Genomic DNA, 23,232 nt, shown 5'->3' with positions numbered 1-23,232 from the left:
GAGCAGCAACAGCGCCAGTACGACCCGGTCAGTCGGCAGTGTCGCGCCTCGCCGTCTCGAGCGCCGACGCTGTGCGGGGCCGGCAGACGAGACACAGACGACTACAGGAGGAGTGTGACGGGGACCGAAACTGACACCGAGCAGCGGTTATCGGCTCGCACGTCCGAACGGACGGGCGAGTCCTGGACGACGCGAGACGTGCTGTACGATCGAGAGAACGAGGACGGCGAAACAGAGCCCCAGTGCGACGACCGGCGCGGCGGCCGTCGTCAGCGGACCGACCGCGAGCGCCGAGAGCCCGAACGCGACGACGCCGACCGCGGTCACGGCGGCGTAGAGGCGGTGCCACTGGCGCTGGTCTTCGAGATGGCGATCGAGGTACGGCTCGAAGCGGTCTTCGCTCGGCAAAAGCTCTATTTCGTGTCCGTCCGGGTCCCAGTCGACGATCCCGTGGTCCTCAAGCATCGGCAGGTGGGTCTGGTACAACGAGATGTAGACCCGCCGGCGCTGGGTCCGGGTCACGTCGTCGGGGTCGGTGTCGTTCTCCCAAGCGGCGACCTGCTCCACGAGCGGTGCGAGATCGCAGGAACCGCCCTGTCGTTTCAGGAACTGAACCGTGCGCCGCCTGCGTGCGTTGCTGAATACGTCGAACAGTTTGGCTTGCGTGAGTTCGCTGTCAGACATGTGTGTCCTCGTCGTCTCGGATCGGATCCCGTTCCCGTCTGACGGGTGTAGTCGAATTCCTCACACCACCGGATGCCAGCCTGTGACACTTTACTATCACTCGGCTACCCGTCCGAAAGGGAATTGTACCAGTTAGCGGCGATGACTGACTCCTACGCCGATGTTTCAACGTTCGAGACGAGTGTCAACGTACGATCACGGCTGTAGGCGGGCCGCTCCCGGTGATCGCGCTTTTCCCCCTCGGTGAGGCTGTAGTTCGCGGCTACGGGACCCTCAGGCCGGGGATAACAAAGCCTCGTTACCGGCTGTGTGAGCACGATTGCCCACGCGGGTATCGATTCACTATGAAACGAATACGCGACCGACCACGATGTCGATCAGCGGTCCGAACGGACGCGACGACGCGGTATCGCGTTCGCTCGAGCGAGGCCCGGAACGACTCCCGTCAGGACGGCGGTGGTCCGCGATGAGCGAGGCGATTCGCGACGTCGTCCGCGGCGACGACTGTACGATCGAGGACGCGACGGTCGGCTACGGCGAGTTCGACGAGCCGACGCGGATCGGCGACGACGCGACGATCAGGGCCGGATCGATTATCTACGGCGACGTGACGATCGGCGACGGCTTCGCGACGGGACACGACGTCCTCGTCCGCGAGGGGACGACGATCGGCGACGACGTGCTCGTCGGCACCAAGACGGTCATCGACGGGCAGACAACGATCGGCTCGCACGTCAGCCTCCAGACGAACGTCTACGTCCCGACCCAGACGACGATCGGCGACAACGTTTTCGTCGGGCCAGGGGCCGTGCTGACGAACGATCAGTACCCCGTCCGGACTGACGACGGGCTCGAGGGGCCGACGATCGCGGACGGCGCGTCGATCGGCGCGAACGCGACGCTGTTACCCGGCGTTACGATCGGCGAGAACGCGTTCGTCGCGGCCGGTGCCGTCGTCACGGAGGACGTGCCGGCGGACAGCATGGCCGTCGGGTCGCCGGCGACCATCCAAGCGCTACCGGACCCGCTCGAGGGGGCGAACCAACTCGCATGACCGACACCGAGACGAACGCCGAGACCGAGACGAGCATCGACGCCGGCACCGGTTCCGGTGCGGGAACCGACACGGCCGACGCCGAGATCGACCCCGACCGGGAGGCGACGACGCCGGTGCCGATCGCCGATCCCGAACTCAGCGCCGAGGCCGTGGGGCGAGTCGAATCGATCCTCGAGGACGGCCGGCTCGCCGACGGCCCGGAAGTCAGGGCGTTCGAGGAGGAATTCGCGGCCTACTGTGGGACCGAGACGGGCGTCGCGACCGCAAACGGGACGACCGCGCTCCACGCCGCGCTCGAGGCCGTCGGACTCGAGGACGGCGACGCGGTCATCACCTCGCCGTTTTCGTTCGTCGCGAGCGCGAACGCGATCCGGCTGGCGGGCGGGACACCGGTCTTCGCCGATATCGATCCCGAGACGTACACGCTGGACCCGGCCGATGTCGAACGGGTGCTCGACGAGCGGGACGATATCGTCGGCATCCTCCCGGTTCACCTCTACGGGCTGCCGGCCGACATGCCGGCGCTGTGTGACATCGCCGACGCGCGGGACCTGTTCGTCATCGAGGACGCCTGTCAGGCCCACGGGGCGAAGATCGACGGCCGGCGAGTCGGCGAGTTCGGCGACGCCGCGTGTTTCTCGTTCTATCCGACCAAGAACATGACGACCGGCGAGGGCGGGATGGTCGTCACCGACCGCGACGACGTCGCCGACCGCGCCGCGAGCTACGTCAATCACGGCCGAGATATGAGCGGTACCGGGAGCTACGACCACGTCGCCCTCGGCCACAACTACCGCATGACGAGCGTCGCGGCGGCGATCGGCCGCGTCCAACTCGAGCGGGTCGCCGAATTCAACCGCGCGCGCCGCGAGAACGCCGCGTTCTACGACGAGCGACTCGGCGATCTCCCGCTCGAGACGCCGACGGAACCGACCGGCTCCCGCCACGTCTACCACCAGTACACCGTTCGAACCGACGACCGGGACGCGCTCGCGGAGACGCTCTCCGAGCGCGAGGTCGGGACCGGCATCTACTACGAGACGCCGATCCACCGCCAGCCGGCCTACGAGACGGTCAGCACGGCCGCAGCGTCGCTGCCCGAGGCCGAACGGGCGGGCGACGAGGTTCTCTCGCTGCCGGTCCACCCCGCCCTCTCCGAGCGCGACCAACGGACCGTCGTCGAAGCAGTCCGCGATCACTTCACCACCCAATGAGCACCACCAGACGGACGGACGAGACGACCGACGAACCGATCCGAGCCGGCGTCATCGGCGTCGGCTCGATGGGCGAAAACCACGCGCGCGTCTACGACGAACTGCCGGCGGTCGAACTCGCCGGCATCACCGACCGCGACGAGGAAATCGCGCGGCGGGTCGCCGCCGAGTACGGAACCGAACCGGTCGACCTCGAGACGCTCCTCGAGCGCTGTGATGTCGTAACGGTCGCGGTGCCGACACACGCCCACTACGAGACGGTCTCGACCTGTCTCGAGGCGGGCGTCGACGTGCTCGTCGAGAAACCGATCGCGGAGACCGTCGAACAGGGCCAGCAACTCGCCGAGCAGGCCCGCGAGGGGGGACTGGTCTTACAGGTCGGCCACATCGAACGGTTCAACCCCGCGGTCCAGACGGTCGCTGACCTGATCGACGATCTGGACGTGATCAGCGTCGAAGCCGAACGACTCGGGCCGCCGATCGATCGGACCGCGCCGGGCAACGTCATCTTCGACCTGATGGTCCACGACGTCGACATCGTCGGCTCGATCCTCGGCGAGCGGCCCCACTCGGTCACCGCCATGGGGACCGAAAGCGGCCAGTACGCCACCGCGACCATCGAGTACGACGACGTCGTCGCGACGGTGACCGCGAGCCGCGTCACCCAGAAGAAGGTGCGCAAACTCACCGTCACCGCCCGCGAGTGTCTCGTCGAGGTCGACTATCTCGAGCAGTCGGTGTTGATCCACCGCGACTCCTACCCCGAGTACCTCACGGACGACGGCCAGTCCCGGTACCGCCACGAGAGCGTCGTCGAGCGGCCCCGCGTCGACACCGGCGAGCCGCTCCGGAACGAACTCGAGTCGTTCGTCGCGGCCGCTCGAGACGGCTCCGAACCGGCGGTCACCGCCGAGGACGGCATCGCCGCCCTCGAGACGGCCCAGTTGATCGACCGGCTCGCCACGGGGCCGGAAGACGAAACCGACGACGAGACCGACGACGAGACGCGCCGAGAGCCGGAGGTGGAGGCCTGATGGCGGAGTCCTCGACCGAGGGAGAGGGACTCTACGGCTCGAGCCAGTCGCCGAGCCGACAGCGCGACCGGGTAACGAGCGGTGACGTTCCGGTCGCCGTCTACGGGCTCGGCAAGATGGGGCTCCCGCTCGCGGCGGTCTACGCCGAGACGATGGGGAACGTGACCGGCGTCGACGTCGATCCGGCCGTCGTCGAGACGGTTTCGGACGGCGAGAGCCACGTCGTCGGCGAGCCCGGCCTCGACGACCTGGTCGCCGAACAGGTCGACGCCGGCCGGCTCACGGCAACGACCGACGGATCGGCGGCCGCCGACGCGGCGCGGATCCACGTCATCATCGTCCCGACGCTGCTGGACGACGACAACGAGCCGAACCTCGCGACGGTCGAGTCGGTCGCCGACGACATCGCGGCCGGCCTCGCGCCCGGCGATCTGGTGATCGCCGAGTCGACGCTCCCGCCGGGCACCTGTCGGGACGTCCTCCGGCCCCACCTCGCGAGCGAGAGCGGCCTCGAGCCCGACGAGTTCGGGCTCGCGTTCTGTCCGGAGCGGACGTCCTCTGGGACGGCGCTCCGGGACATCCGCGGCCAGTACCCCAAGGTCGTCGGCGGCGTCGACGACGAGAGCACGCGCGCGGCGGCGATCGTCTACGACGAACTCTCGGACAACGAGGTCCATCCTGTCTCGGACGCGACGACCGCGGAGTCCGTCAAGGTGTTCGAGGGGCTCTACCGCGACGTGAACATCGGGCTGGCAAACGAGTTGGGGCGGCTCGCGGACGAACTCGAGATCTCCGTTCGTGAGGCGATCGACACGGCCAACGACCTGCCGATGTGCCAGCTCCACGATCCCGGCCCGGGCGTCGGCGGCCACTGCATTCCGTACTACCCGCACTTCCTGCTCGGCCGCACCGACGAGCCGATGGCCGTGACCGAGACGGCTCGCCGGGTCAACGACGAAATGCCAGCGGTCGTCGTCGACCGCCTCGAGCGGGAACTCGCGGCGACCGGCACCGACCTCGCGGACGCCTCGGTCATCGTCCTCGGCGTGACGTATCGACCGGGCGTCGAGGAGACCCGCGCATCGCCCGCGCTGGGAATCATCGACGGCCTGCGTGAGCGGGGGGCCGATATCGCGGGCGTCGACCCGCTCGTCGATCCGGCCGATTACGGCGCTCGAGCCGTGGGAATCGACGAAATCGCCGACGAAGGGTTCGACGCCGCCGTGATCGTCACCCCGCACGCGGACTTCGATCGCATCGACTGGCCCGCCCTCGAGCCGATGGTGGTCCTCGACGGCCGGGACGCGGTCGACCTCTCGGAAACGCCACACCGCGAGTACGATCTCGGCGGCTCGAGCGACGGCCGACCGCCGCGGGGATCGCCCGATAGCGCGGGCGAGACCGGCTCGGCGGAGCCGACCGAACGAGCGGCGGCCGCCGACGGCGAACCGGCGGCCCACCGCACGGACGGAGGCAACGATGTATAAGGGCAAGCAGATCGGCGTCGTCGTGACGGCCTACGACGAGGCGGCCTTCGTCGGCCGCGTCATCGAGACGGTCCCGGACTTCGTCGACCGCATCTACGCCGTCGACGACAGGTCGCCGGACGAGAGCTGGAACGTGATCCAGCGGATCGCCGACCGGGTCAACGAGGAGACGGACGACGAGACCGCCGACTCGGAGCTGGCGGTAGCCGACGGCGGCGACGGTCGGCGCGTCGTGCCGATCCGCCACGAGGAAAACCACGGCTACGGCGCGGCGGTCAAGACCGGCTACCGGCGCGCCGCCGAGGACGGGATCGACGTCGTCGCGGTGATGAACGGCGACGGGCAGATGGACCCCGCCATCCTCGACCGGATCATCGACCCGGTCGTCACGGGCGAGGCAGACTACGCCAAGGGCAACCGGCTGCGCAGCGCCGAGGACCGCGCGGACATGTCGACGTTCCGCCTCGTCGGGAACGCGATGCTCACCGGCCTCTCGAAGTTCGCCTCGGGCTACTGGTCGATCGGCGACCCGCAGAACGGCTACACGGCCATCTCGCGCGAGGCGATCGAGGAACTCGACCTCGAGTCGATCACCGACCAGTACGGCTTCCTCAATCACCTCCTGACCCACCTCAACGTGGCGGGCTGTCGGGTCGCAGACGTACCCATGTCGGCCGTCTACGGCGACGAGGAGAGCAGCATCAAGTACGTGCCGTTCGTCCGGTTCGTCTCGCTGCTGTTGCTCCGGAGCTTCTGCTGGCGGCTGAAGACGCGGTACGTGGTCCGGTCGTTCAACCCGGCCGTTGTCTACTACGCCGCCGGGACCGCGGGGCTCGTCGGCGGCGCGGCGGGCGTTCTCGGCTCCGTCGCGCGAGCGATCGACGGCAACGACGGCTTCACGGCCGGCATCGCCTCGTTCGTCGCCGGCCTGCTCGGGTTGGTCTCGCTCGGCACCGCGATCAGGCTCGACGCCGAGGCCAACGAGGACCTCGAGGTGCAGTGTGCCGACGCGACGGAACAGGCCCGGCCCGACGAGCCCGACGGGGATCGCGACGAGCGAGTGCCGGCGCGGAGCGAGCCGCGGTAACGGGGTCCCCTTCGAGCGCGTGCGACGGCCGGACGGAAGGGCGCTATTTTCGGGGGTAGTGTGCGGCTGTGAGCAACCGGAGACGTTTCTGCTGCGAGGTTCGAACGGCCGAACGATCCCTCTCCCGATGGACCGAGCGATCGCCGTCGGCCGTCGATCACTCGATCGAGTACGTCACGATGTCATCGCCCTCGCAGGCGGGACACTGCGTCGTGCCGGCCGAGACGTTCGTCCCGCAGTTTCGACACTCGTGGACGACCGTGACCGAGGGCACGTTCTCGCCGCCCTCCGGGGCTGTATCGGGTGATTCAGCGGCTGTCTCATCGCCGGAGAACAGCTCACTGAGGAGTGTAGAGAGACTCATAGAACGGGGGGACTAGTCGGCTCTTTTCCGGAGATGGCCAAAAGTGTTTCGTGACCGGCGAACCGACGGAATCGTCGATATCGCCGCGAAAGCCGGTCGAGCGCCGCTACATCGACCGCGAACGGGGTTGCAACACGCGCTTCGTCGAGCGGTCGAGTCGCTCGAGTTCCCCACGGGAGGTGGCTACGTCAACGAGCAGGTCGGTGAGGTTCACGAGATCGGCCGCGTACTCCCGCCGTTTGCGTTGCCACCGGGCGTCCGCGTCGTCGGCAGCGAGGATCTCGAGGGAGCGATCGCGGACCGCGTCGTAGCTATCGAACTGCTCGGCCAGCCCGGCGCGCTCGAGTTCCTGGAACTCGCCGTACTCGTGGTCGTCGGTGCCGCGATAGCGGAACGCGGGCGTGCCGAGCAGCGCGGCCTCGGTGGCCATCGTGCCGGTGTCGGCCACCAGCAGGTCGGCCTCGGCCATCGCGTCGTGAATCAGTGCGGGATGGAGGTCGTAGGACCGCGCGGGGAGGTCCCGCAGGTCCATCTCGCCGCCCTCGTCGGAGACGAAGACCGTCGCGTCCTCGCTCAGGCGCTCGATCAGGTCCCGTCGCTGCTCGGGACGGAACCCCTCGAGATCGGTGTCGTGGAGTGCGTCGAGGGCGTTGAAGCGGACGAGAACGTACGGTTCGTCGGGTTCGACGTCGAGGTACTCCCGGACATCGTCGTCGGCCTCGAAGACGTCGGGGTGGAGATAAGCGCACTCCTTGAAGCCGTCGAAGGTGTAGTGAGCGTCGCCGAGATCGCGGCGGGTGACTTCCGGGGAGAGGATGCAGTCGGCGAAGGGCCGCGAGACGGTGTGGTTGAAGTCGCCGGGCTCGTCGTCGAGGACGAGCACGACCGGCGACCGCGAGAGCGTGCCGGCGTAGGCCGCGTAGGGACCCCGGCCGAAGATCACGTCGGGATCGAACCGGACCGCTTCGGTCCCGATGGTGAGGAACTGGCCGCCGAGTTCGCGAGCGAACCCGAGCGCCGAGTAGCCGTCGGTTTCGTGGTCACCGTACACCCGGTAGGGCATGTCGAAATAGTCGAGTAGGTCGGTCGTACAGGCGTACTCCCGGGTCAGCACGAGCACGTCGTGTCCCGCTCGTTCGAGGCGGTCGACGGCGTGTCGATACAGGTGGACGTGTGCTGGCGTATTCGCCAAGACGAGGATCCGCATCGAGGATAGCTACCCGTCGTCGACCCTTTGTAATAGCATCGCTACGGGGGGTCTCGCACGGAAGTCGCCGGATACGGCCCGCACGTCTAGGTGTACGTGAAGAAAACTCGAGCGGGCCCTGCGGATAACAAAACGCCGCGAGGTCGTCTCTTTCCCCACCGAGATGCACGTCCTCACGCTCACCGCGAACGCCGACGCTCCCTTCATGAACCAGCAGATGGCGGCACTCGAGGAGCGAGGCGTCTCCTTTACCACGGTGCCGGTGGCCGGCGAGGTCGCCGCCGACACCGACCGGAGCCCGGCGGATTACATCCGGACGGTGCCGGAGGTCATCAGGGAGGCCGGAAACGGCTACGACCTGATCCACGCCCACTACGGGCTGACGGCACCGATGGCGCTCGCACAGCTCCGCAAGCCGGTCGTCCTCTCGCTGTGGGGGTCGGACGTTCACGGCCCCATCGCCCCCGTCAGCCGAGCGTCCGCGCCGTTCTGTGACGAGGTCGTCGTCATGTCCGAGGAGATGCGGGAGGTGCTCGGCCGCGACTGTACGGTGATCCCCGACGGGGTGGACTTGGAGATGTTCCGGCCGGAGCCACAGGAGCGAGCGAAAGAAACCGTGGGCTGGGACGAGGACGAATCTGCATACGACGTGTTGTTCCCGTACTCGCCCGCACGCGGGGTGAAAAATCATCCGCGGGCCGAACGCGTCGTGAACGTCGTCGACAACCTCCTCAAGCGTCCGGTCCGACTCCGGACTGTCTCCGGCGTCGATCACGACGCGGTCTCGGACTACATGAACGCGGCCGACGCCCTCGTCCTGACCTCCGACAGCGAGGGCTCGCCCAACTCTGTCAAGGAGGCGCTCGCCTGCAACCTCCCCGTCGTCGCCGTCGACGTCGGCGACGTCCGGGAGCGACTGGCCGGCGTCGACCCCTCCCGCGTCGCGACGAGCGACGAGGACCTCGTTCGCGGACTGATCGACGTCCTCGAGCGTAACGAACGGTCGAACGGCCGCGAGGCCGCTCACGAGGTCAGCATCGAGCGGACGGCCGACCGAATGCTCGCGGTCTACGAGCGGGTCGCCGGGACGGTGATCGAAACCGAGGCCGGCAGCGAGAAAACGCGGGTGCAGGGCGCGACCGGGCTCGAGTGAGCGGTTCGCTTTGGGCAGCGTGCCACCACCGTCTCAAAGTATAATTTTCGGCCCAAAACATATCTTTTGCCAGTGCGTGGGATGAGCTATGACGGAGAACGATTCGCGAGTCACCGATATCGATCCGTTTCCGGAATCGGATGCCGGCGACGACGCGAACGACGCGGCCGAACGCAAGTGGACGGCCGCGACGACGGCGTTCGAGCGCGTCGAAGCGGTCCTCGCTCGGACGACTGACTGGCAGAGTGCGAGCGAGATCGCCGATCGGGCGCGCGTTTCCGAACCGACCGCACGCAAACACCTCACGGCGCTCGCCGAGACGGGACGTGCAGCGACGACGGACGACGGAAACGCGACGCGATTCCGCCGCAATCCCGATCAGCGGCGGCTCGAGCGAGTGCAACGGCTCGCCGACGAGCACTCGCGCGAGGAGTTAGAACGGTCGATCCGCGAGATGAAATCGCGGATTCGGGAGTTCGAAGACGCGTACGACGCCACGAGCCCGGACGAACTCGTCGCCGGCTTGGAGCCGGACGACGAGGACGGGTGGGACGATCTCTCTCGATGGAAAACGACGCGTCGGAACTTGGCGTTCGCGAAAACCGCACTTTCGTTTACCGAAACACGACTCGTCGACTCGCGAAGTATCCGCGGAGAGCGCGCGGAGAATGTCTGAGGAGCGAGGCCCGGTCGACTGGGACGCGTTACGCGCAGTCGAGGGCGTTTTTCGGAATCGACTAAACGGGCTGGTCACCGACGTCGACTACGTTCCGAGCGCGATCGATCCGGTCGAACTGCAGGTCACGCTCGCCACCGGGTTCGAAGCGGATACCTGCCGATTCGACGTTCAGTGGTGGACGAATCACGGATACAAGTACCACTACAGCGAGCGCGATCTCGAGTTCCGGTTCGGATGGGAGATTCGACCGGACTACCCCGACAAACACTTCCATCCGCCCGAGAATCCCGCCGAGCACCGGGAGTCGTGTATCGCTCACGAGGAACCGGAACTGGTCACGCTCGCCGTCATCAAGTGCTGGTGGGACGCGCTCGAGGCCGGCGATCCGTCGACGCTGAACGGCCACGAAAACCCGCCGTAGCTGCGATCGACTCGAGACGGCCGCTGCCCGCGGCTCCGTTCCGTCTCGGCTCTTGGTCTCAGAAGCGGGGCACGACGACTACCGCACTTCCGTCCGATACCACTCCATCGCTTCCGGTACGTGGTCTTCGATCGGCCGGTACTCGTAACCCAGTTCCTCGCTCGCTTTCCGCGAGCTGTAGAACAGCCGCTGGGTCGCGAGGTCGGCCATCTGCCGGTCGAAGGGGAACATCCGGCGGTTGGCGACGGCGTCGACGGCCTCGGCGACGGGGCCGGCGGCCCGAATCGCGGTCGCCGGGACGCGGATTCGGGCGGGGGTGCCGTCGGCGGCGTTGGCGATCCGGGAGACGGCACACTCGTAGGAGAGGTTCTCGCCACCGAGGATGTAGTGCTCCCCGCTGGTCCCGTGCTCGTATGCGGCGAGAATGCCATCGATGACATCCGAGACACCGACGATGCTCAGCCCGCCCGGGAGGTGGGCTGGCATCGTCCGGTCGACGCCCATCGAGAGCAGTTGGGCGGTGAACTCCTCGTCGCCGGGGCCGAAGATCGAGGTCGGATGAACCGTGACGGCGTCCCCACCCGTGTCGGCGTACCGATCGACGAGGCCCTCCGCCTCGGCCTTCGACGCCTGATAGGCACCGATCGGCTCGGCCACATCCGTCTCGTCGGCGAGGTCGGCGTCCACCGGCGGCCGGCGCGTCCCGGCGGTGCTGGTGAAGACGACGCGACCTGTGTCGCCGTCGCGACAGGCCTCGAGCACACGCTCGGTCCCGTCGCGGTTGACGTTCCAGACGGTCTCGGGACCGGCGTTCCAGAGGCCGATCCCCGCGAGGTGGAAGACCGCATCGGCTCCGTCGACGAGATCGCGCAGCGTCTCCCGATCGGAGAGATCGCCGACGTACCACTCGACGCCCTCGAGGTCGCCCCGGTCCGAGGTCGGGCGGCTGAGCCCGCGGACGGTCCAACCCTTCGCGAGCAAGCGGTCACAGAGCCGCGAGCCGAGAAAGCCGGTGGCACCGGTGACCGCGGCCGTGCGTGCGTCGGTCATCGCGGTCATCGACCGCCCTCGAGTTGCGGCGGGACGGCGTCGCCGGCCACCGCTGCGTAGACGCGGTAGGCGGTCGAGACGGCGGGATGGGTCTCGTCCGGCGGCGGCAACTCGCCGTCGGGAACCCGTTCTCGGAGCCGGTCGAAGTCGACGTCGCCCTCGACGGAGACCGGGCCGTCGTCACCGCGGGCCGTCTCGAGGGCCGCGTCGGTCTCGAGCGAGCGCCCGAGCAACGCGGTCGCGACGGCGTCGACGTCGACGGGGGAGCCCGCGAACAGGGTATCGCCCGCAGCGGGTGCGCCGCCGTAGGCGGTCGTCGCGTCGAGGACGGCGAGCGCGGGGTCGACGGCGCGCGTCGCCGCGACCGGCACCCGCGCGGGATCGGCGTCGCAGTCGACGGTTCCGGCGAGCGTTCGCATCGCGCCCGCGACGGGCCCGTCCTCGGACGGCCGCAGCGACGGGACGACGACTGCGGTGCTCTCGGCGAGCCGGCTCGGGACCGAGACCGCGGTCGGGTTCCGATCGACTTCGCAGATGTCGTCCACGCGGCGGTCGTCCGTCAGATCGACGAGATCCGCGTCGAACCGCTCGAGCAGGCTCGCGTAGCCGAGGTACTCGGCGGTCCGATCGAAGGCGATCCGGTCGTTGCTCGCGCCGGCGACGGCGATGTCGGCGTCCGTCCGCCCCTCGAGGCGCGCGACGATCGCTCCGATCACGGCGGGGTCGGTGACCATGCCCGAGGAGGGATGAAACGGGTAGTGGGCGTCCGGGACGAGCGTGATCCGGTCGGCGTCGGCCAGCGTCTCGAGGGACGGCTCGAGGAGGTCCCGAACGGGCGGCTCGAAGGCCGCCATCCGGGCGTCGATGTCGGGAATCCAGCTGCCGCGCCGATCGGCAGCGTCGACCGCGGTCGCGCGGACCGGCGTCGCGCTCATAGGGTCACCTCCGGGGTCTCGGGTTCGGCCGCCTCGCCGTCGCTCTCGGCGGCCAGTTCGTAGGCCGTTTCGGCGAGTTCGATGGTTCGCCGGCCGTCGGCGCCGTCGACCGGTGGCCGCTCGCCCTCGCGGATCGCGTCACAGAAGTCCGCCAGCGCGTCGTAATGGGCCTGCAGGTAGAACGTCGGTCCGAAGACGTCCGGCTCGTCGTTCGTGAATCGGCCGCCGACGTTCGACAGAGCAGACTTTGCAGCGCCGGCGTAGAAGTTCTCGGGCAGGTGCTCCTGATTGCTGATCGTCCCCGTCACGCCCTCGAGGCGCAGCCGGGTGTTTACCTCCGGCAGTTGCTCCCACTGGTAGGTGCCACAGTGGAGCGTGATCGTCGTCCCCGTCTCGGGAGCCGCCATGAGCACGGTCGCGGCGTCCTCGGCCTCGGTCTCCAGCGTTCGGCCCATCGACGCGTCTTGGACCTCGAGGTCGCCGAACAGCCACTCGAGGAGGTCGAAACAGTGGACGCCGAGTTCGACGAGGGAGCCGCCGCCGGCGGCGTCGGGGTCCATCGGCCACTCCGGCGGCGCCTCGTCGGCGGGTGGCTTCCCCAGCGGATGGTCGTTGAGCCGCGTGATCGAGGCGTAGGGGACGTGGCCGACGCCGCCCTCGTCGTAGGCCGCCTTGACGCCGGCCATGTCCGGCTGGTAGCGCAGCGTGTGATCGACGCCGACGGCGATGCCCGCCTCGCGGGCGGTCTCGAGCATCTCGTCGGCCTCCTCGGTCGAGCGCGCGAGCGGTTTCTCGACGAAGACGTCGACGCCGGCCGCGGCGGCCCGTTCGACGGCCTCGGCGTGGAGGAACGGCGGCAGTGCGACGACGGCCGCGTCCAGGTCCTCGGACTCGAGCAGCGTCGCGTAGTCGTCGTAGGTGCGAGACACGCCGGCGCGTTCGGCTCGATCGCGGTTCCCGGGGACGGCGTCGGCGGCCGCGACGACCTCGACATCGGGCATCGCGACTGCGGACTTCAAGTGTACCAGGCCGATGTTGCCGACGCCGAGGATCCCGAGGGACAGTGCACTCGAGTCGGTCCATCGATTCAGAAGCGGTAGTGCCATCTGCCCGAAAACGGGTCGCCTGCGGGCTTTGTTATCGTCGTCATACCCGTTCGCGACGGCGAGTAGCACCCCCATTCGACCGCCGAGTGGCGGTTAGTTCCAACTCACCGTCGCCTGCTCCTCAAAACCCGCGGGACCGACGATCCGGTCGGCGACATCGGCTAGCGTCTCGACGGTGAGATCGGTCGCGGAGCGCCGGCGCTCGAGGTGAGAGAGGATCGCTCGCATCCGCTTGTCGTCCCGCTCGTGAGTCAGGTTGTTCGGATGGAGCCACATGTGAAAGAGCCCGTCTGTGCGTGCGGCCTCGTCGATCCCGCGGCGGGCCAACGCGACCATCGGGTCCTCCCAGATCGATTCCGCGACCGTCCGCGCCGGCCCTTCGAACCCGAAGAGGAACATCGACGCGGGGACGTTGACTAGCCCGTGCTCGTCGACGGCCGGTTCGACCAGCATCGACTGATCCCGGATGGTCGAGTCGAAGACGCCGCGAACGCCGTCTCGCGTCGGTGATTTACCGCGGTAGGCCCTGATACCCTGCTCGGCCAGCACGTCGCGGTGGCCGATATCGTTGCGCGGATAGATGAACGAGTCGACCGACTGGTTCCAGTCGGCCGCGATCTCGCGGCTGCGCTCGAGTTCGGCGACGGCGAGCTCGCGGTCGGTTTCCGGGCGGCCGAACAGGACGTGGGAAAACGAGTGGCTGGCGAACTCGTGATCGACATCGGACTCGAGGACGTCGCTGACGAGGTCGGGACCGAACCGAAGTTCCTCGCGGTCGGCCCAGTCGGTCCGCTCGTGTTCGAACCAGCCGTCGGGAGCCGGATGGTCGGTGTGGCTGCCGTCACAGGAGTCGAGCATGAGGTGGCCGACGACGGCCCACGTCGCGGGCACGTCAAATTCCTCGAGGAGTTCGACCATGACCGACCAACCGCGGCGGCCGGCGTCGACGCGGTCACTCGGCGGTTCGGCGAGGTCGTGAAATCCCCAGCCGAGTTCGGCGTCGAGGGAGATTACGACGCTGCCCACTGATCCCACCACGATTGAACGCGTTTCATATCCGAACGGTCGCGTTTGGATGGCTTTGTTATGGAGGCCTTGTCGGGACCGCGATCGGACGCCGCTGGGCACGCGTACGGGCCGCACAGCGCCGGGAGACGAGCGAGCGGCGAGCGAGCCGGTAACGTCACCGAACAGGGTCGCCTCGATCGGAGACGCCCCTGAAACCTCTCTATAACAAAGCGCTCATCGGGCGACCCACAGGACAGCAGGCGTCTTCGACGTCTCATACAATACCCATGAGCGGATCTACGACTCCCTCCGAGCGAGCGTTCGTGCTCGGACTCGACGGCGTGCCGTGGAGACTCATCGAGCGATGGAGCGACGAGGGGGAACTCCCCAACTTCGCTCGGATGCGCGAGGAAGGCGCGTCCGGAACGCTCGATAGCACTCGCCCACCGACGACGCCGCTTGCGTGGCCGTCGATCGCCACGGGGGTCTGGCCGGACAAACACGGCATATACGGGTTCCAGAACCTCTCGTCGGAATATAGCCACGAGATGTATACGAGCCAGGATCTGGCACAGCCGGCCCTGTGGGACCAGCTCGGGCCCGCCCACGTCGGGAACGTCCCGATGACGTATCCGGCCCGCGAGATCGACGGCACCATGGTCACGGGAATGATGACGCCCTCGACGGATCGGGAGTTCGCGCATCCGCCCGACCTGCAAGACGAGATCGACTCCCGGATCCCCGACTACGACATCAGCCTCGACTATCCGGAGTACGCCGATCGGCTGGACGACTTCGAGGTCGCCGTCGACGACATGCTCGCGAAGCGCCGCGAACTGATGCGGACCCAGATGGATCGGGCGGGCGACGACTGGCAGCTGTTCTTTTTCGTCTACACCGCCCCGGACCGGTTCCAACACCTCATCTGGGACATGGATCGGTTGCTGGCTCACTACAAGAAACTCGACGAGATCCTCGGCGAGGTCATGGACTATACGGACGATCACGACGCGGACCTCTACGTCGTCTCCGACCACGGCTTCGGCCCGATCGAGGAGCTCGTCTACGTCAACCGCATCTTAGAACAGGAGGGCTACCTGTTCCGGCGCGAGGACGACGGCACCCGCGGCGCGCTCGCGAGCCTCGGCATCTCCCGGGACGCCATCACCGGGGCACTCAATCGGGTCGGGATCACCGAGGAGACGCTCGTCCAATCGCTGCCCCGACGGCTGGTCGACTCCGTCGCCGAACAGATCCCCGGCGATCACGCCCTCTACGACGTCGACTACGACCGGACCGTCGCCTTCGTCCACGACACGGGTAACTGTTATATCAACGACACCGAGCGCTTCGACAGCGGCGTCGTCTCGCCGAGCGAAGTGCCACAGGTGAAAGCCGACATCCGCGCCGCCTTCGAGTCGGCGACCGACGACGACGGCGAGGCGCTGCTCGAGGTCCACGACGGCGACGAGCTGTTCCCGACGGACGAGGACTCGCCGGATCTGGTGGTCGGCGGCCGCGGCGTCTACGAGTCCCGCAGCGGGATGGCAGACGAGGTGCTCGGCGACACGGGGACCTACGACGCGAGCCACCGCAGCGAGGGGATCGTCCTCTGTCGCGGGCCGTCGATCGCCCCCGGCGCGGAACTCCGCGGGGCTCGAGTGGTCGACGTCGCCCCGACGCTGCTCCACGGGATCGGCGAGCCGGTCCCGGAGAACGCCGACGGGCGGGTACTGTTCGACGCCTTCGACGAGGCGGGCACGCCCGCGCGGACCAAAGTCGAGCGCACGACGCTGACGCGGATCGAGAACGACGAGGAGGTCGACGAGGACTTCGACGATGTCGAGGATCGGCTGAAGGGCCTCGGCTACATGGAGTAACGCGGCCGATTGGCGACCGCGACCGGTCCGAGCACTGTTCTACGCCCCCGCTGTCGGGGTCCGTGTCCGGCTCTTCGGTGGGAGCCACTGGACTGCGACTACGGCTGGCCGCGGGGCAGCGTCACGGTGATCTCGTTTCCCGTCTCGGTGCGCTCGAACGCGATGTGGCCGTCCGAGAGGTCGACGACCCAGTAGACGAGCCACAGCCCGAGCCCCGATGTGTGATAGACGTCGTTCATTGCCCAGTCGCCGGTCAGGACGCGAAACTCGACTTCCGGAACCGGCGGACAACTGTCCCGGATCTCGATATCGACCGTTTCAGGCCGAGATCGAACGGTAACCGAGATGTCCGACGATTCGTCCGGCGCGTGGTCGATGGCGTTCTCGAGCAGTTCCGTCACGGCCAGTTGAATCTCGTACAGCGCGGTGGCGGTGGCCGAGGCGGGAAGCACCGCCTCGATCGTCGCGTTCGGAGACGCCTCGCGGACCGTTTCGACCGCGTCGGCGACGAGGGGCACGAGATCGATCTCGTCGGGGACCGCCCGCGCCGTGAGCAGATCGATGATTTCGCGTTGCTTGTCGGCGCTCTCGAGGAGGTCCGCTCCCTGCTGGCGGATGATTTCCGCGCGCCCGCGGGACGGCTCCTCGGCCTCGCGGGCGATACACTCGGCGTTGCCGAGGATGACCGCCAGATCGTTCCGCAGGTTGTGCCGGAGGAGGTTGTCCATGACGGCCAACTGGCGCTCCCGCCGCCGCCGATCGGTAATGTCTCGAGTGAAGCCGACGATCCGGACGACCTCGCCGTCCTCGACGATCGGTTCGGCCTGCACCCAGACCCAGCGGCCGTAGTCGGTGGTCGGATCGACGCGGTACTCGACGTCGACCGACTCACCGCTCGAGGCGCGGCCCATCGCCTCGCGAACGCAGGACACGTCGTCAGGATGGACGACCTCGAGAAACTGCTGTGGATCGGCCTCGAGGGCCGCGACGGATTGGCCGAAGATGTCCTCGTAGGCCGGGTTGACGAACAGGACCTCGGCCCAGTCGCCGTCGAACATCCAGAGGACGTCGCCGACAGTGCCGGCGATTGTTCGGAGCCGGCTCTCGGCGTCCCGGCGGTCTTGCTCCGCGGCCACCTGCTCGGAGATGTCGCGCGAACTGACGGCGTAGCCGTCGAGGGCATCGTCTGGCAGGACGGTAAAGCGACTCTCGAGCCACACCCACCCGCCGCTCCGTGTCGCGTGACGATACCGGACCGTCGACGACCGGTTGCCCGATGCGTTGAGCTGTGCGAATCGATCCGCGACCGCCTGCTTGTCGTCGGGATGAACGAAGTCCTGTGCACGCTCGCCGACGAGTTGGTGGGGCTCGTAGCCGAGAATGGGCGCGCTCGCGTCGTTGACGTAGAGGTACTCCCCTGACTCGTCGACCACGGCGAGTTTGTCCTGGGCGTGCTCGAGCAGGATCGAGGCCAGATCGCCGATGTCAACGTGCATCGTCTCACTGCGGGATACGTTCACACAGCGCGGAGAAAAGCGTGGCGGGCAGTATACGGACTCGGCCCGTCGGAAACAATCGGTCGCCCGTCGACCCAGGGGCTGGCAGGGAGACTCGGACCGCGAGACGACGACAGCGGACCAGTTCCGGGCCGAGCCAACCGGTTACCGATCTGATCGGACATGGCGGAGGCCGGTTTTCGCCGTGAGCCAGGCCGGGTAGACGGTGTTGTAGACGGTAGTCGGCGCGTTCCTCGCGCCGGCCCGGAGGAGCCGATGGGAGAGCGGCGGCTCCGAGGCCGAGATCAGTTCGTCCAGTTCGGCGGTCTCGAGCCACTCGAAGAACATCCGTTCGGCCGGCGTCGCGGGCTCGGTCTCGCTGGCGCGCTCGCGGATGTCCGCCCACATGTGTCGCTCGTCCTCGCCGAGCACCCAGTCGCCGCGCTCGAGGGAGCGGCGGAGTCGGTGGTAGTCCGAGTCGGCGAACGGGTAGCCGTGATCGGCGGGCTCGAGCCCGGCGAGGCGGAGTCCGACGGCGGTGCGGTAGCACTTCTCGCACTCGCCGCAGTTGCCCGCCATCTGCTCGTTGCAGGTCTGCAGCTGGAGGTCGGGGTCTTCGGTACGGACGTAGTCGGCGATGACATCGATCCGCTCCTGTCGGGTGAGTTCGTAGGCGTCGTGGTGACACTGCGTGCCGGCCCACCGGACGTGGTCGTCGATGTCGGGTCGGGACCCCCACTCGAGGTCGATCCCGTCCCAGTGAGTCGCGGCGACGTAGAGGTCGTCCATGCCGCGGGCGTAGGCCATTGGAGCGCAGAGACCGAGCAGCCCGAGCCCGTGGCCGACGGAACTGTACCAGCCGCCGTCGACGTGGCGCTTGTAGTGGGCCAACAGCATGGGATGGTCGAGAAAGGAGAGCATGTTCGACTCGACGAACGCGGTCTCGCAGTCGTGATCGGCGGCGAAGCTCGAGACGCGCGATCGCAGGGCGTCCCACTTCTCGTCGTCCGCGGAATCGGGAGTGATCGTCCAGCCGCGGATACTGACCAGCGTTGGCGATTCCTCGCGGTGGCGGACGTACGAACACGTTGAATCGACGCCGCCGGTAAAGAGCAGGCCGCTCTCGTCGCCCGTCGTCGGCTCCGGCTCGATCGTCCGCCGCGCGTAGAGGGTTCCCCCCTCGAGGAAGTCGTGCATCTCACACAGCGACTCCTTGACCTCTTCGAGCGCTCGAGCGAACGTCGCGTCGACCTCGTCGACGTAGACGTCCGCGCCGTTGGCCCACGCGACTGGACAGACCTGTGCGAGGACCGGGATCGCGAGCACCCCATCGGGCACGTCTGCGATCGAGACATCGTAGCTGGTCCGAAACGATTCGTCGCTGAAGAACCGCTCGAGGTCGGCCGAGGTACGCACCGAGCACTCGAGGGTCCCGTCATCGGCGGAGATCCGATCAATGATAATCGATGACATAGGTGAAAGGCGTGTAGCTCTCGAGTGAGCGGATCACGACCGGCTACAAAAACCACCAGAACCGTTGATCGGTACGGAATCGAGAATGCAATCCATAGCCGACTGTTCGGAATCGATAGGAACGGCATACCTCGGTTGTGGCGGAGAGTGACGCCAGCCCGGTCCGGTTACGGGCAGTCGCTTCCGGTTAGGGGACGAATCGCCGCTCGAGTCGCGGAACCCGCGGGGATCGACACCGATTGGTACTCGGATTTGCGATCGGAGGCCGCTGCCGCCCGGCGATTTCGACGGTAGGAGCCGTATAACAAACCACGCCAGCGCCGACCTCACGGGCAAGATGTATCTCGAGACTGGCCCGGACGAGCACGGTGAGAGGACATGAGACGGGCGACGCTCAACGCGACGATCGCGGCCGGGTTTCTCGCGGTCGCGGCGGGCGTTCTCGTGGCGAGAGCGAACCCGGCGACGGCCTATGAGTCCTCGGTCTACGTGGGGTCGCCGACGGTCGTCTGGGCCGGATTCGCGCTCGCGTTAGCCATCGCGGTCGGGACGGCCCTCTCGTGTCGCGGCCGCCAGCAGGGGCTCGGAATCGCACTCGGCGCGATGACGGTGACGGCCATCGTGAGTCTGCCCGTGATCCGGAACTACCGGTTTGCCGGCATGGGCGACGCGCTCACGCATCTGGGCTGGACGCGGGACATCGTCAGCGGTGGGACCGCACCGCACGAACTGTTCTATCCGGGACTCCACGCCATCGCGACCGTGCTGCACTTCCTCGGGGGTGTGCCGATCGAACGCGGCCTCCTGATCGGGATGGTCGTCCTGTTCGTCCCGTTCGCCATCTTCGTCCCGCTGACCGTCCGCGGCATGGCCGGCGGCGGACTGGCGGTCGGCCTCGCCGCGATCGTCTCGTGGATGGTGTTACCGGTCAACAATATCGCGACGTTCATGGGCGTCCACACCAACTCGAACGCGCTGTTTCTCGTCCCGCCCGTCGTCTTCGCGCTCGTCGCCTACCTCCGGCGGCGGTCGACGCTCGAGGGGCTCCCGTTCGGACTGTCGCCGTTCAGCGCGCTCGTCTATCTGACCGCGCTCGCGCTCCTGTTGGTCCATCCCCAGCAGATGTTCAATATCGTCATCCTCGTCGGCGCGATCAGCGGCGTCCAGTTCCTCGCCCGGTGGCGGTTCGACGACCACCCGATGCTCGAGCACCCGACGACGTACGCGCACACGATCACCCTCGGGGGGATGTTCGGGCTCTGGGCGCTCGGCAACGAACGGTTCAGAAGCGCCGCGAGCGGGCTCATTTCTGGCCTGCTGATGCAGGATATCGGTGCCGGGACCGAGGTCGACCAGCGGGGCGGGTCGCTTACTGATATCGGCGGCAGTCTCACCGAACTGTTCGTCAAACTCTTCCTCGACGCGGCGATCATCGGCCTCATCGTCGGCCTGTTCGTGCTGGCCGTCTGGCTCGGCCGGACGAGACTCGACGGCGAGACGAGGTCGTTCGTCAACTACATCGCGCTGGCGCTCGTCCCGCTTGGCGGGCTGTTCGCCGTCTACTTCGTCGGGACCCCGACGATGGCGTTCCGACAGGTCGGCTTCATCTACGTGCTCCTGACGATCCTCGCCGGGGTCGCGCTCGCACAGTTCATGGGGGGGCTCTCGGGCGTGATCTCGAGACCGGGCGCGAACGCGGTCACGGCACTGGTCCTCGGGGCCTGTCTCGTCCTCGGGCTGATGACGGTGTTCGCCTCGCCGCTGATCTACAATCCGGGCCAGCACGTGACCCCCGAAATGATGAGCGGCTACGAAAGCGGGTTAGACCACGGGGCTGAGGACGTTCCCTACGCCGGCATGGGGTACGACCCCTACCGGTACGATCACGGGATCAACGGTATCTCCGGCGGCGGCGACCGAATCGGCGGCGCGTCGGCGGCCACCGGCTCCGTCAACGCCACCGTGTTTTCCCAGGGCAACTACAGCGGGGCCTATCCGACCGACGAGTACTACTTCACCGTCACCGAGTGGGACAAGACGAAAGAGATCGCCGTCTACGAGGAACTCAACTACCGCAACGCCGCCCTCGAGGGCCTCAATACTGAGCCGGGCGCGAACAAGGTGATCTCGAACGACGAGTTCGAGATGTACGCGGTCAGCAGCGAGCCGTAGCGTTTCCCGCCCGCTCGAGGCCCGCGATTCGCTGTCAGCGCTGATTCGTCTCCGTTCGTCGAGACGAGCGCTCGGTCGTCCCACTCGTCGTCTTTCTCCCTCGAGTCGATATCTGAATCCAACCAGTCCACAGGCGACACTCTCCTCGAGGCGTGCCAATCGACCGCGGATCGATCAAAACAGAGTAAACCGGCCGGTAAAAGACGATTACGACTCGAGAAACACGATACTGTCCGGTCGAAACGGCCGCGTCGCTGCCGGACGGCCGATTACACCGACACTGGCGAATGCCGCGTCGAACACGGTTCTCCGGGCGATATTCTCGTATTTCCTCGGAAATTACGTGATTACGGGGCAGACGTTTGTCATCAATTCGTTCGTATCTTCGTGAGTGATTGCCGGTAGATTGTGTCCGATCCTACAGTGTTAGAAACACATTCTGTAAATTTAAGCAATATGTCCAAGGAAAAGTTTATGGGTATAAGTTGGTGTTACGGAATTGTATGGCGCAGAATCCCCGTACGTCCGACACGGAAGCGACCCCGACTGCAGGCCGTAACAGCGGATTAACCCGCCGGAACTACGTTCGCTCGCTCGCCGCGGTGGCGACCGCGGCAACTGCGATCGGCGGTGCCGGCACCGCCGCCGCTGCCCAGGACGACTACGAGGTCATCGAAGCCGAGGGCCAGACGATCACCATCGACGCCGGTGAGACCTGGGAGAACAAACTCATCGACATGACGACCGGCCAGGACATCATCGTCACCGCCCACAGCAGCGACTGGACGATTCGGAACGTCGGTTTCAAAGGCGAGAACACCTCCGGCTCCGGGACCGCCACGTTCGGCATCTCCGATACGGGCAACGGCACGTCCACCGTCGAAAACGTCTACCTCGGCGACGGCGCGAGCACGGGCAACACCAATCCGAACGGCCACGGGCAGACCGCCTTCTGGGTCGCCCCGGATCACAACGGCCACATCGACTTCGAGAACGTCAACATCCAGAACTTCTCGGACAACGCGATCTACGGCTCCGCCCCCGGCAACAAGGGCGGCGGCACGATCCACATCGACAGCAGCTTCGCCGCGAACTGTTACGTCTCGCACTTCCGTCTCGGCACCGAAGGGAGTAAGGTCACCAACTCGAGCGTCTACGTTGACGCCAGCGAGGGCTACGTGGGCCGCGGTATCTGGGCGTGGGCCCCCGGCACGGTCGAGGTCGAGGGCTGTCAGATCCAGATGAACGGCCAGAACAACGCCATCGTCGCCGGTGCGAACGGCAACCCGACGGAGGTCACCGTCGCGGAAACCGAGTACGACGAACAGGCCGGGATTTCCGAAGAGGCCGGCTCGAGCGTCCAACTCGGCGACAGCGTCGGCACCGACCCCGAGGCGGTCATCCCCGAGGGCGTGCCGACTAGCCCCGAAGAAGCGGCCGCCGGCTCCCAGAACTAACGCGACCGTCGCCGCGATCCCGCTGACGTCCCCTCCACCGATCCGCTGACGCCTCCCCCGCTGACGCCACCACCCCTCCGCTGACGTCCCTCCCTCCACGCCGTTGCAGTCCCCCGCTGACGCACCCTCCGCCGCGTGATGATGTGCACGCGGCTTCACCGCGCGATCGCGGACTCGTTTTTCGTACTTTGTACTGCTTTGCTTCGTTCGATCGGTGTGTCGACACCCATCAAGGAGAGCGAGAATTGTAGCCCAGCGTTCGTCGAGA

The 23,232-nt window shown here is 67.2% G+C and carries 20 protein-coding genes; 11 read left to right on the top strand and 9 right to left on the bottom strand.

Annotated elements, in window-relative coordinates:
• Nucleotides 1-147: 147 nt before the first annotated feature.
• On the bottom strand, nt 148-684 hold the full coding sequence (locus C489_RS11610; protein WP_006431456.1) for a DUF7344 domain-containing protein: 537 nt from the start codon (nt 682-684) through the stop codon (nt 148-150).
• Between the two features lie 466 nt (nt 685-1,150).
• Here C489_RS11610 and C489_RS11605 point away from each other — a divergent pair, with 466 nt between their 5' ends.
• The 5 genes from C489_RS11605 to C489_RS11585 are packed head-to-tail and all read left to right on the top strand — an operon-like array spanning nt 1,151 to nt 6,563.
• Entirely contained in the window at nt 1,151-1,738 is a 588-nt protein-coding gene (locus C489_RS11605; RefSeq protein ID WP_049890810.1) for an acyltransferase, read from the top strand.
• On the top strand, nt 1,735-2,955 hold the full coding sequence (locus tag C489_RS11600; protein ID WP_006431454.1) for a DegT/DnrJ/EryC1/StrS family aminotransferase: 1,221 nt from the start codon (nt 1,735-1,737) through the stop codon (nt 2,953-2,955). Before C489_RS11605 ends, C489_RS11600 begins: the two co-directional genes overlap by 4 nt.
• Nucleotides 2,952-3,989 carry a Gfo/Idh/MocA family protein gene (locus C489_RS11595; RefSeq protein WP_006431453.1) on the top strand — a complete coding sequence of 346 codons (1,038 nt, stop codon included), beginning with the start codon at nt 2,952-2,954 and terminating at the stop codon, nt 3,987-3,989. The genes C489_RS11600 and C489_RS11595 overlap by 4 nt, the downstream gene beginning before the upstream one ends.
• Entirely contained in the window at nt 3,989-5,476 is a 1,488-nt protein-coding gene (locus C489_RS11590; RefSeq protein WP_006431452.1) for a nucleotide sugar dehydrogenase, read from the top strand. The genes C489_RS11595 and C489_RS11590 overlap by 1 nt, the downstream gene beginning before the upstream one ends.
• Nucleotides 5,469-6,563 carry a glycosyltransferase family 2 protein gene (locus C489_RS11585; protein ID WP_006431451.1) on the top strand — a complete coding sequence of 365 codons (1,095 nt, stop codon included), beginning with the start codon at nt 5,469-5,471 and terminating at the stop codon, nt 6,561-6,563. The genes C489_RS11590 and C489_RS11585 overlap by 8 nt, the downstream gene beginning before the upstream one ends.
• 157 nt (nt 6,564-6,720) lie before the next feature.
• Here the strand turns inward: C489_RS11585 and C489_RS11580 are convergent, their stop codons facing one another.
• Together C489_RS11580 and C489_RS11575 are read right to left on the bottom strand one after the other, a co-directional pair.
• Nucleotides 6,721-6,927 carry a hypothetical protein gene (locus tag C489_RS11580; protein WP_006431450.1) on the bottom strand — a complete coding sequence of 69 codons (207 nt, stop codon included), beginning with the start codon at nt 6,925-6,927 and terminating at the stop codon, nt 6,721-6,723.
• Nucleotides 6,928-7,033: 106 nt separating this feature from the next.
• A complete protein-coding gene (locus C489_RS11575) occupies nt 7,034-8,134 on the bottom strand; it encodes a DUF354 domain-containing protein (protein ID WP_006431449.1) in 1,101 nt (366 codons plus the stop codon).
• A gap of 163 nt (nt 8,135-8,297) precedes the next feature.
• Between C489_RS11575 and C489_RS11570 the strand changes: the two genes are divergently transcribed.
• The 3 genes from C489_RS11570 to C489_RS11560 all read left to right on the top strand — a co-directional run bounded on the left by C489_RS11570 (nt 8,298) and on the right by C489_RS11560 (nt 10,387).
• Entirely contained in the window at nt 8,298-9,287 is a 990-nt protein-coding gene (locus C489_RS11570) for a glycosyltransferase (RefSeq protein ID WP_006431448.1), read from the top strand.
• A gap of 88 nt (nt 9,288-9,375) precedes the next feature.
• Nucleotides 9,376-9,963 carry a winged helix-turn-helix domain-containing protein gene (locus C489_RS11565; RefSeq protein WP_006431447.1) on the top strand — a complete coding sequence of 196 codons (588 nt, stop codon included), beginning with the start codon at nt 9,376-9,378 and terminating at the stop codon, nt 9,961-9,963.
• Nucleotides 9,956-10,387, top strand: coding sequence for a hypothetical protein (locus tag C489_RS11560; RefSeq protein WP_006431446.1), 432 nt, complete (start codon nt 9,956-9,958; stop codon nt 10,385-10,387). Before C489_RS11565 ends, C489_RS11560 begins: the two co-directional genes overlap by 8 nt.
• 78 nt (nt 10,388-10,465) lie before the next feature.
• Here C489_RS11560 and C489_RS11555 read toward each other — a convergent pair whose 3' ends face one another.
• From C489_RS11555 to C489_RS11540, 4 genes are all read right to left on the bottom strand, one after another.
• A complete protein-coding gene (locus C489_RS11555; RefSeq protein ID WP_049890809.1) occupies nt 10,466-11,437 on the bottom strand; it encodes an NAD-dependent epimerase/dehydratase family protein in 972 nt (323 codons plus the stop codon).
• A gap of 5 nt (nt 11,438-11,442) precedes the next feature.
• Nucleotides 11,443-12,372: a DUF362 domain-containing protein gene (locus C489_RS11550; protein ID WP_006431444.1), complete on the bottom strand. Its 930-nt coding sequence runs from the start codon at nt 12,370-12,372 to the stop codon at nt 11,443-11,445.
• A complete protein-coding gene (locus tag C489_RS11545) occupies nt 12,369-13,478 on the bottom strand; it encodes a Gfo/Idh/MocA family protein (protein WP_049890802.1) in 1,110 nt (369 codons plus the stop codon). The genes C489_RS11550 and C489_RS11545 overlap by 4 nt, the downstream gene beginning before the upstream one ends.
• 93 nt (nt 13,479-13,571) lie before the next feature.
• On the bottom strand, nt 13,572-14,504 hold the full coding sequence (locus tag C489_RS11540) for a polysaccharide deacetylase family protein (RefSeq protein WP_006431441.1): 933 nt from the start codon (nt 14,502-14,504) through the stop codon (nt 13,572-13,574).
• A 269-nt stretch (nt 14,505-14,773) separates the two neighbouring features.
• Between C489_RS11540 and C489_RS11535 the strand changes: the two genes are divergently transcribed.
• Nucleotides 14,774-16,366 (top strand): alkaline phosphatase family protein, encoded by a 1,593-nt coding sequence (locus C489_RS11535; protein ID WP_006431438.1) that lies wholly within the window; start codon nt 14,774-14,776, stop codon nt 16,364-16,366.
• A gap of 98 nt (nt 16,367-16,464) precedes the next feature.
• On the opposite strand, the gene C489_RS11530 is transcribed toward C489_RS11535, so the two are convergent.
• Nucleotides 16,465-17,862, bottom strand: coding sequence for a PAS domain-containing sensor histidine kinase (locus C489_RS11530; RefSeq protein ID WP_006431437.1), 1,398 nt, complete (start codon nt 17,860-17,862; stop codon nt 16,465-16,467).
• Between the two features lie 165 nt (nt 17,863-18,027).
• Nucleotides 18,028-19,335 carry a hypothetical protein gene (locus C489_RS11525; protein WP_006431436.1) on the bottom strand — a complete coding sequence of 436 codons (1,308 nt, stop codon included), beginning with the start codon at nt 19,333-19,335 and terminating at the stop codon, nt 18,028-18,030.
• 378 nt (nt 19,336-19,713) lie between these two features.
• Between C489_RS11525 and C489_RS11520 the strand changes: the two genes are divergently transcribed.
• Nucleotides 19,714-21,507 (top strand): hypothetical protein, encoded by a 1,794-nt coding sequence (locus C489_RS11520; protein WP_006431435.1) that lies wholly within the window; start codon nt 19,714-19,716, stop codon nt 21,505-21,507.
• A gap of 503 nt (nt 21,508-22,010) precedes the next feature.
• On the top strand, nt 22,011-22,964 hold the full coding sequence (locus C489_RS11515; RefSeq protein WP_006431434.1) for a hypothetical protein: 954 nt from the start codon (nt 22,011-22,013) through the stop codon (nt 22,962-22,964).
• Nucleotides 22,965-23,232 lie beyond the last annotated feature (268 nt).

Origin of the sequence: Natrinema versiforme JCM 10478, from assembly GCF_000337195.1 — an archaeon.
Classification (GTDB): Archaea; Halobacteriota; Halobacteria; order Halobacteriales; family Natrialbaceae; genus Natrinema; species Natrinema versiforme.
This window is presented reverse-complemented; position numbering and strand designations above follow the sequence as displayed.

Excerpts from the sequence above, each read along its gene's own strand:
- C489_RS11610 (WP_006431456.1), bottom strand. The coding sequence starts at position 684 with ATGTCTGACAGCGAACTCACGCAAGCCAAACTGTTCGACGTATTCAGC.
- C489_RS11605 (WP_049890810.1), top strand. The coding sequence starts at position 1,151 with ATGAGCGAGGCGATTCGCGACGTCGTCCGCGGCGACGACTGTACGATC.
- C489_RS11600 (WP_006431454.1), top strand. The coding sequence starts at position 1,735 with ATGACCGACACCGAGACGAACGCCGAGACCGAGACGAGCATCGACGCC.
- C489_RS11595 (WP_006431453.1), top strand. The coding sequence starts at position 2,952 with ATGAGCACCACCAGACGGACGGACGAGACGACCGACGAACCGATCCGA.
- C489_RS11590 (WP_006431452.1), top strand. The coding sequence starts at position 3,989 with ATGGCGGAGTCCTCGACCGAGGGAGAGGGACTCTACGGCTCGAGCCAG.
- C489_RS11585 (WP_006431451.1), top strand. The coding sequence starts at position 5,469 with ATGTATAAGGGCAAGCAGATCGGCGTCGTCGTGACGGCCTACGACGAG.
- C489_RS11580 (WP_006431450.1), bottom strand. The coding sequence starts at position 6,927 with ATGAGTCTCTCTACACTCCTCAGTGAGCTGTTCTCCGGCGATGAGACA.
- C489_RS11575 (WP_006431449.1), bottom strand. The coding sequence starts at position 8,134 with ATGCGGATCCTCGTCTTGGCGAATACGCCAGCACACGTCCACCTGTAT.
- C489_RS11570 (WP_006431448.1), top strand. The coding sequence starts at position 8,298 with ATGCACGTCCTCACGCTCACCGCGAACGCCGACGCTCCCTTCATGAAC.
- C489_RS11565 (WP_006431447.1), top strand. The coding sequence starts at position 9,376 with ATGACGGAGAACGATTCGCGAGTCACCGATATCGATCCGTTTCCGGAA.
- C489_RS11560 (WP_006431446.1), top strand. The coding sequence starts at position 9,956 with ATGTCTGAGGAGCGAGGCCCGGTCGACTGGGACGCGTTACGCGCAGTC.
- C489_RS11555 (WP_049890809.1), bottom strand. The coding sequence starts at position 11,437 with ATGACCGACGCACGCACGGCCGCGGTCACCGGTGCCACCGGCTTTCTC.
- C489_RS11550 (WP_006431444.1), bottom strand. The coding sequence starts at position 12,372 with ATGAGCGCGACGCCGGTCCGCGCGACCGCGGTCGACGCTGCCGATCGG.
- C489_RS11545 (WP_049890802.1), bottom strand. The coding sequence starts at position 13,478 with ATGGCACTACCGCTTCTGAATCGATGGACCGACTCGAGTGCACTGTCC.
- C489_RS11535 (WP_006431438.1), top strand. The coding sequence starts at position 14,774 with ATGAGCGGATCTACGACTCCCTCCGAGCGAGCGTTCGTGCTCGGACTC.
- C489_RS11530 (WP_006431437.1), bottom strand. The coding sequence starts at position 17,862 with ATGCACGTTGACATCGGCGATCTGGCCTCGATCCTGCTCGAGCACGCC.
- C489_RS11525 (WP_006431436.1), bottom strand. The coding sequence starts at position 19,335 with ATGTCATCGATTATCATTGATCGGATCTCCGCCGATGACGGGACCCTC.
- C489_RS11520 (WP_006431435.1), top strand. The coding sequence starts at position 19,714 with ATGAGACGGGCGACGCTCAACGCGACGATCGCGGCCGGGTTTCTCGCG.
- C489_RS11515 (WP_006431434.1), top strand. The coding sequence starts at position 22,011 with ATGGCGCAGAATCCCCGTACGTCCGACACGGAAGCGACCCCGACTGCA.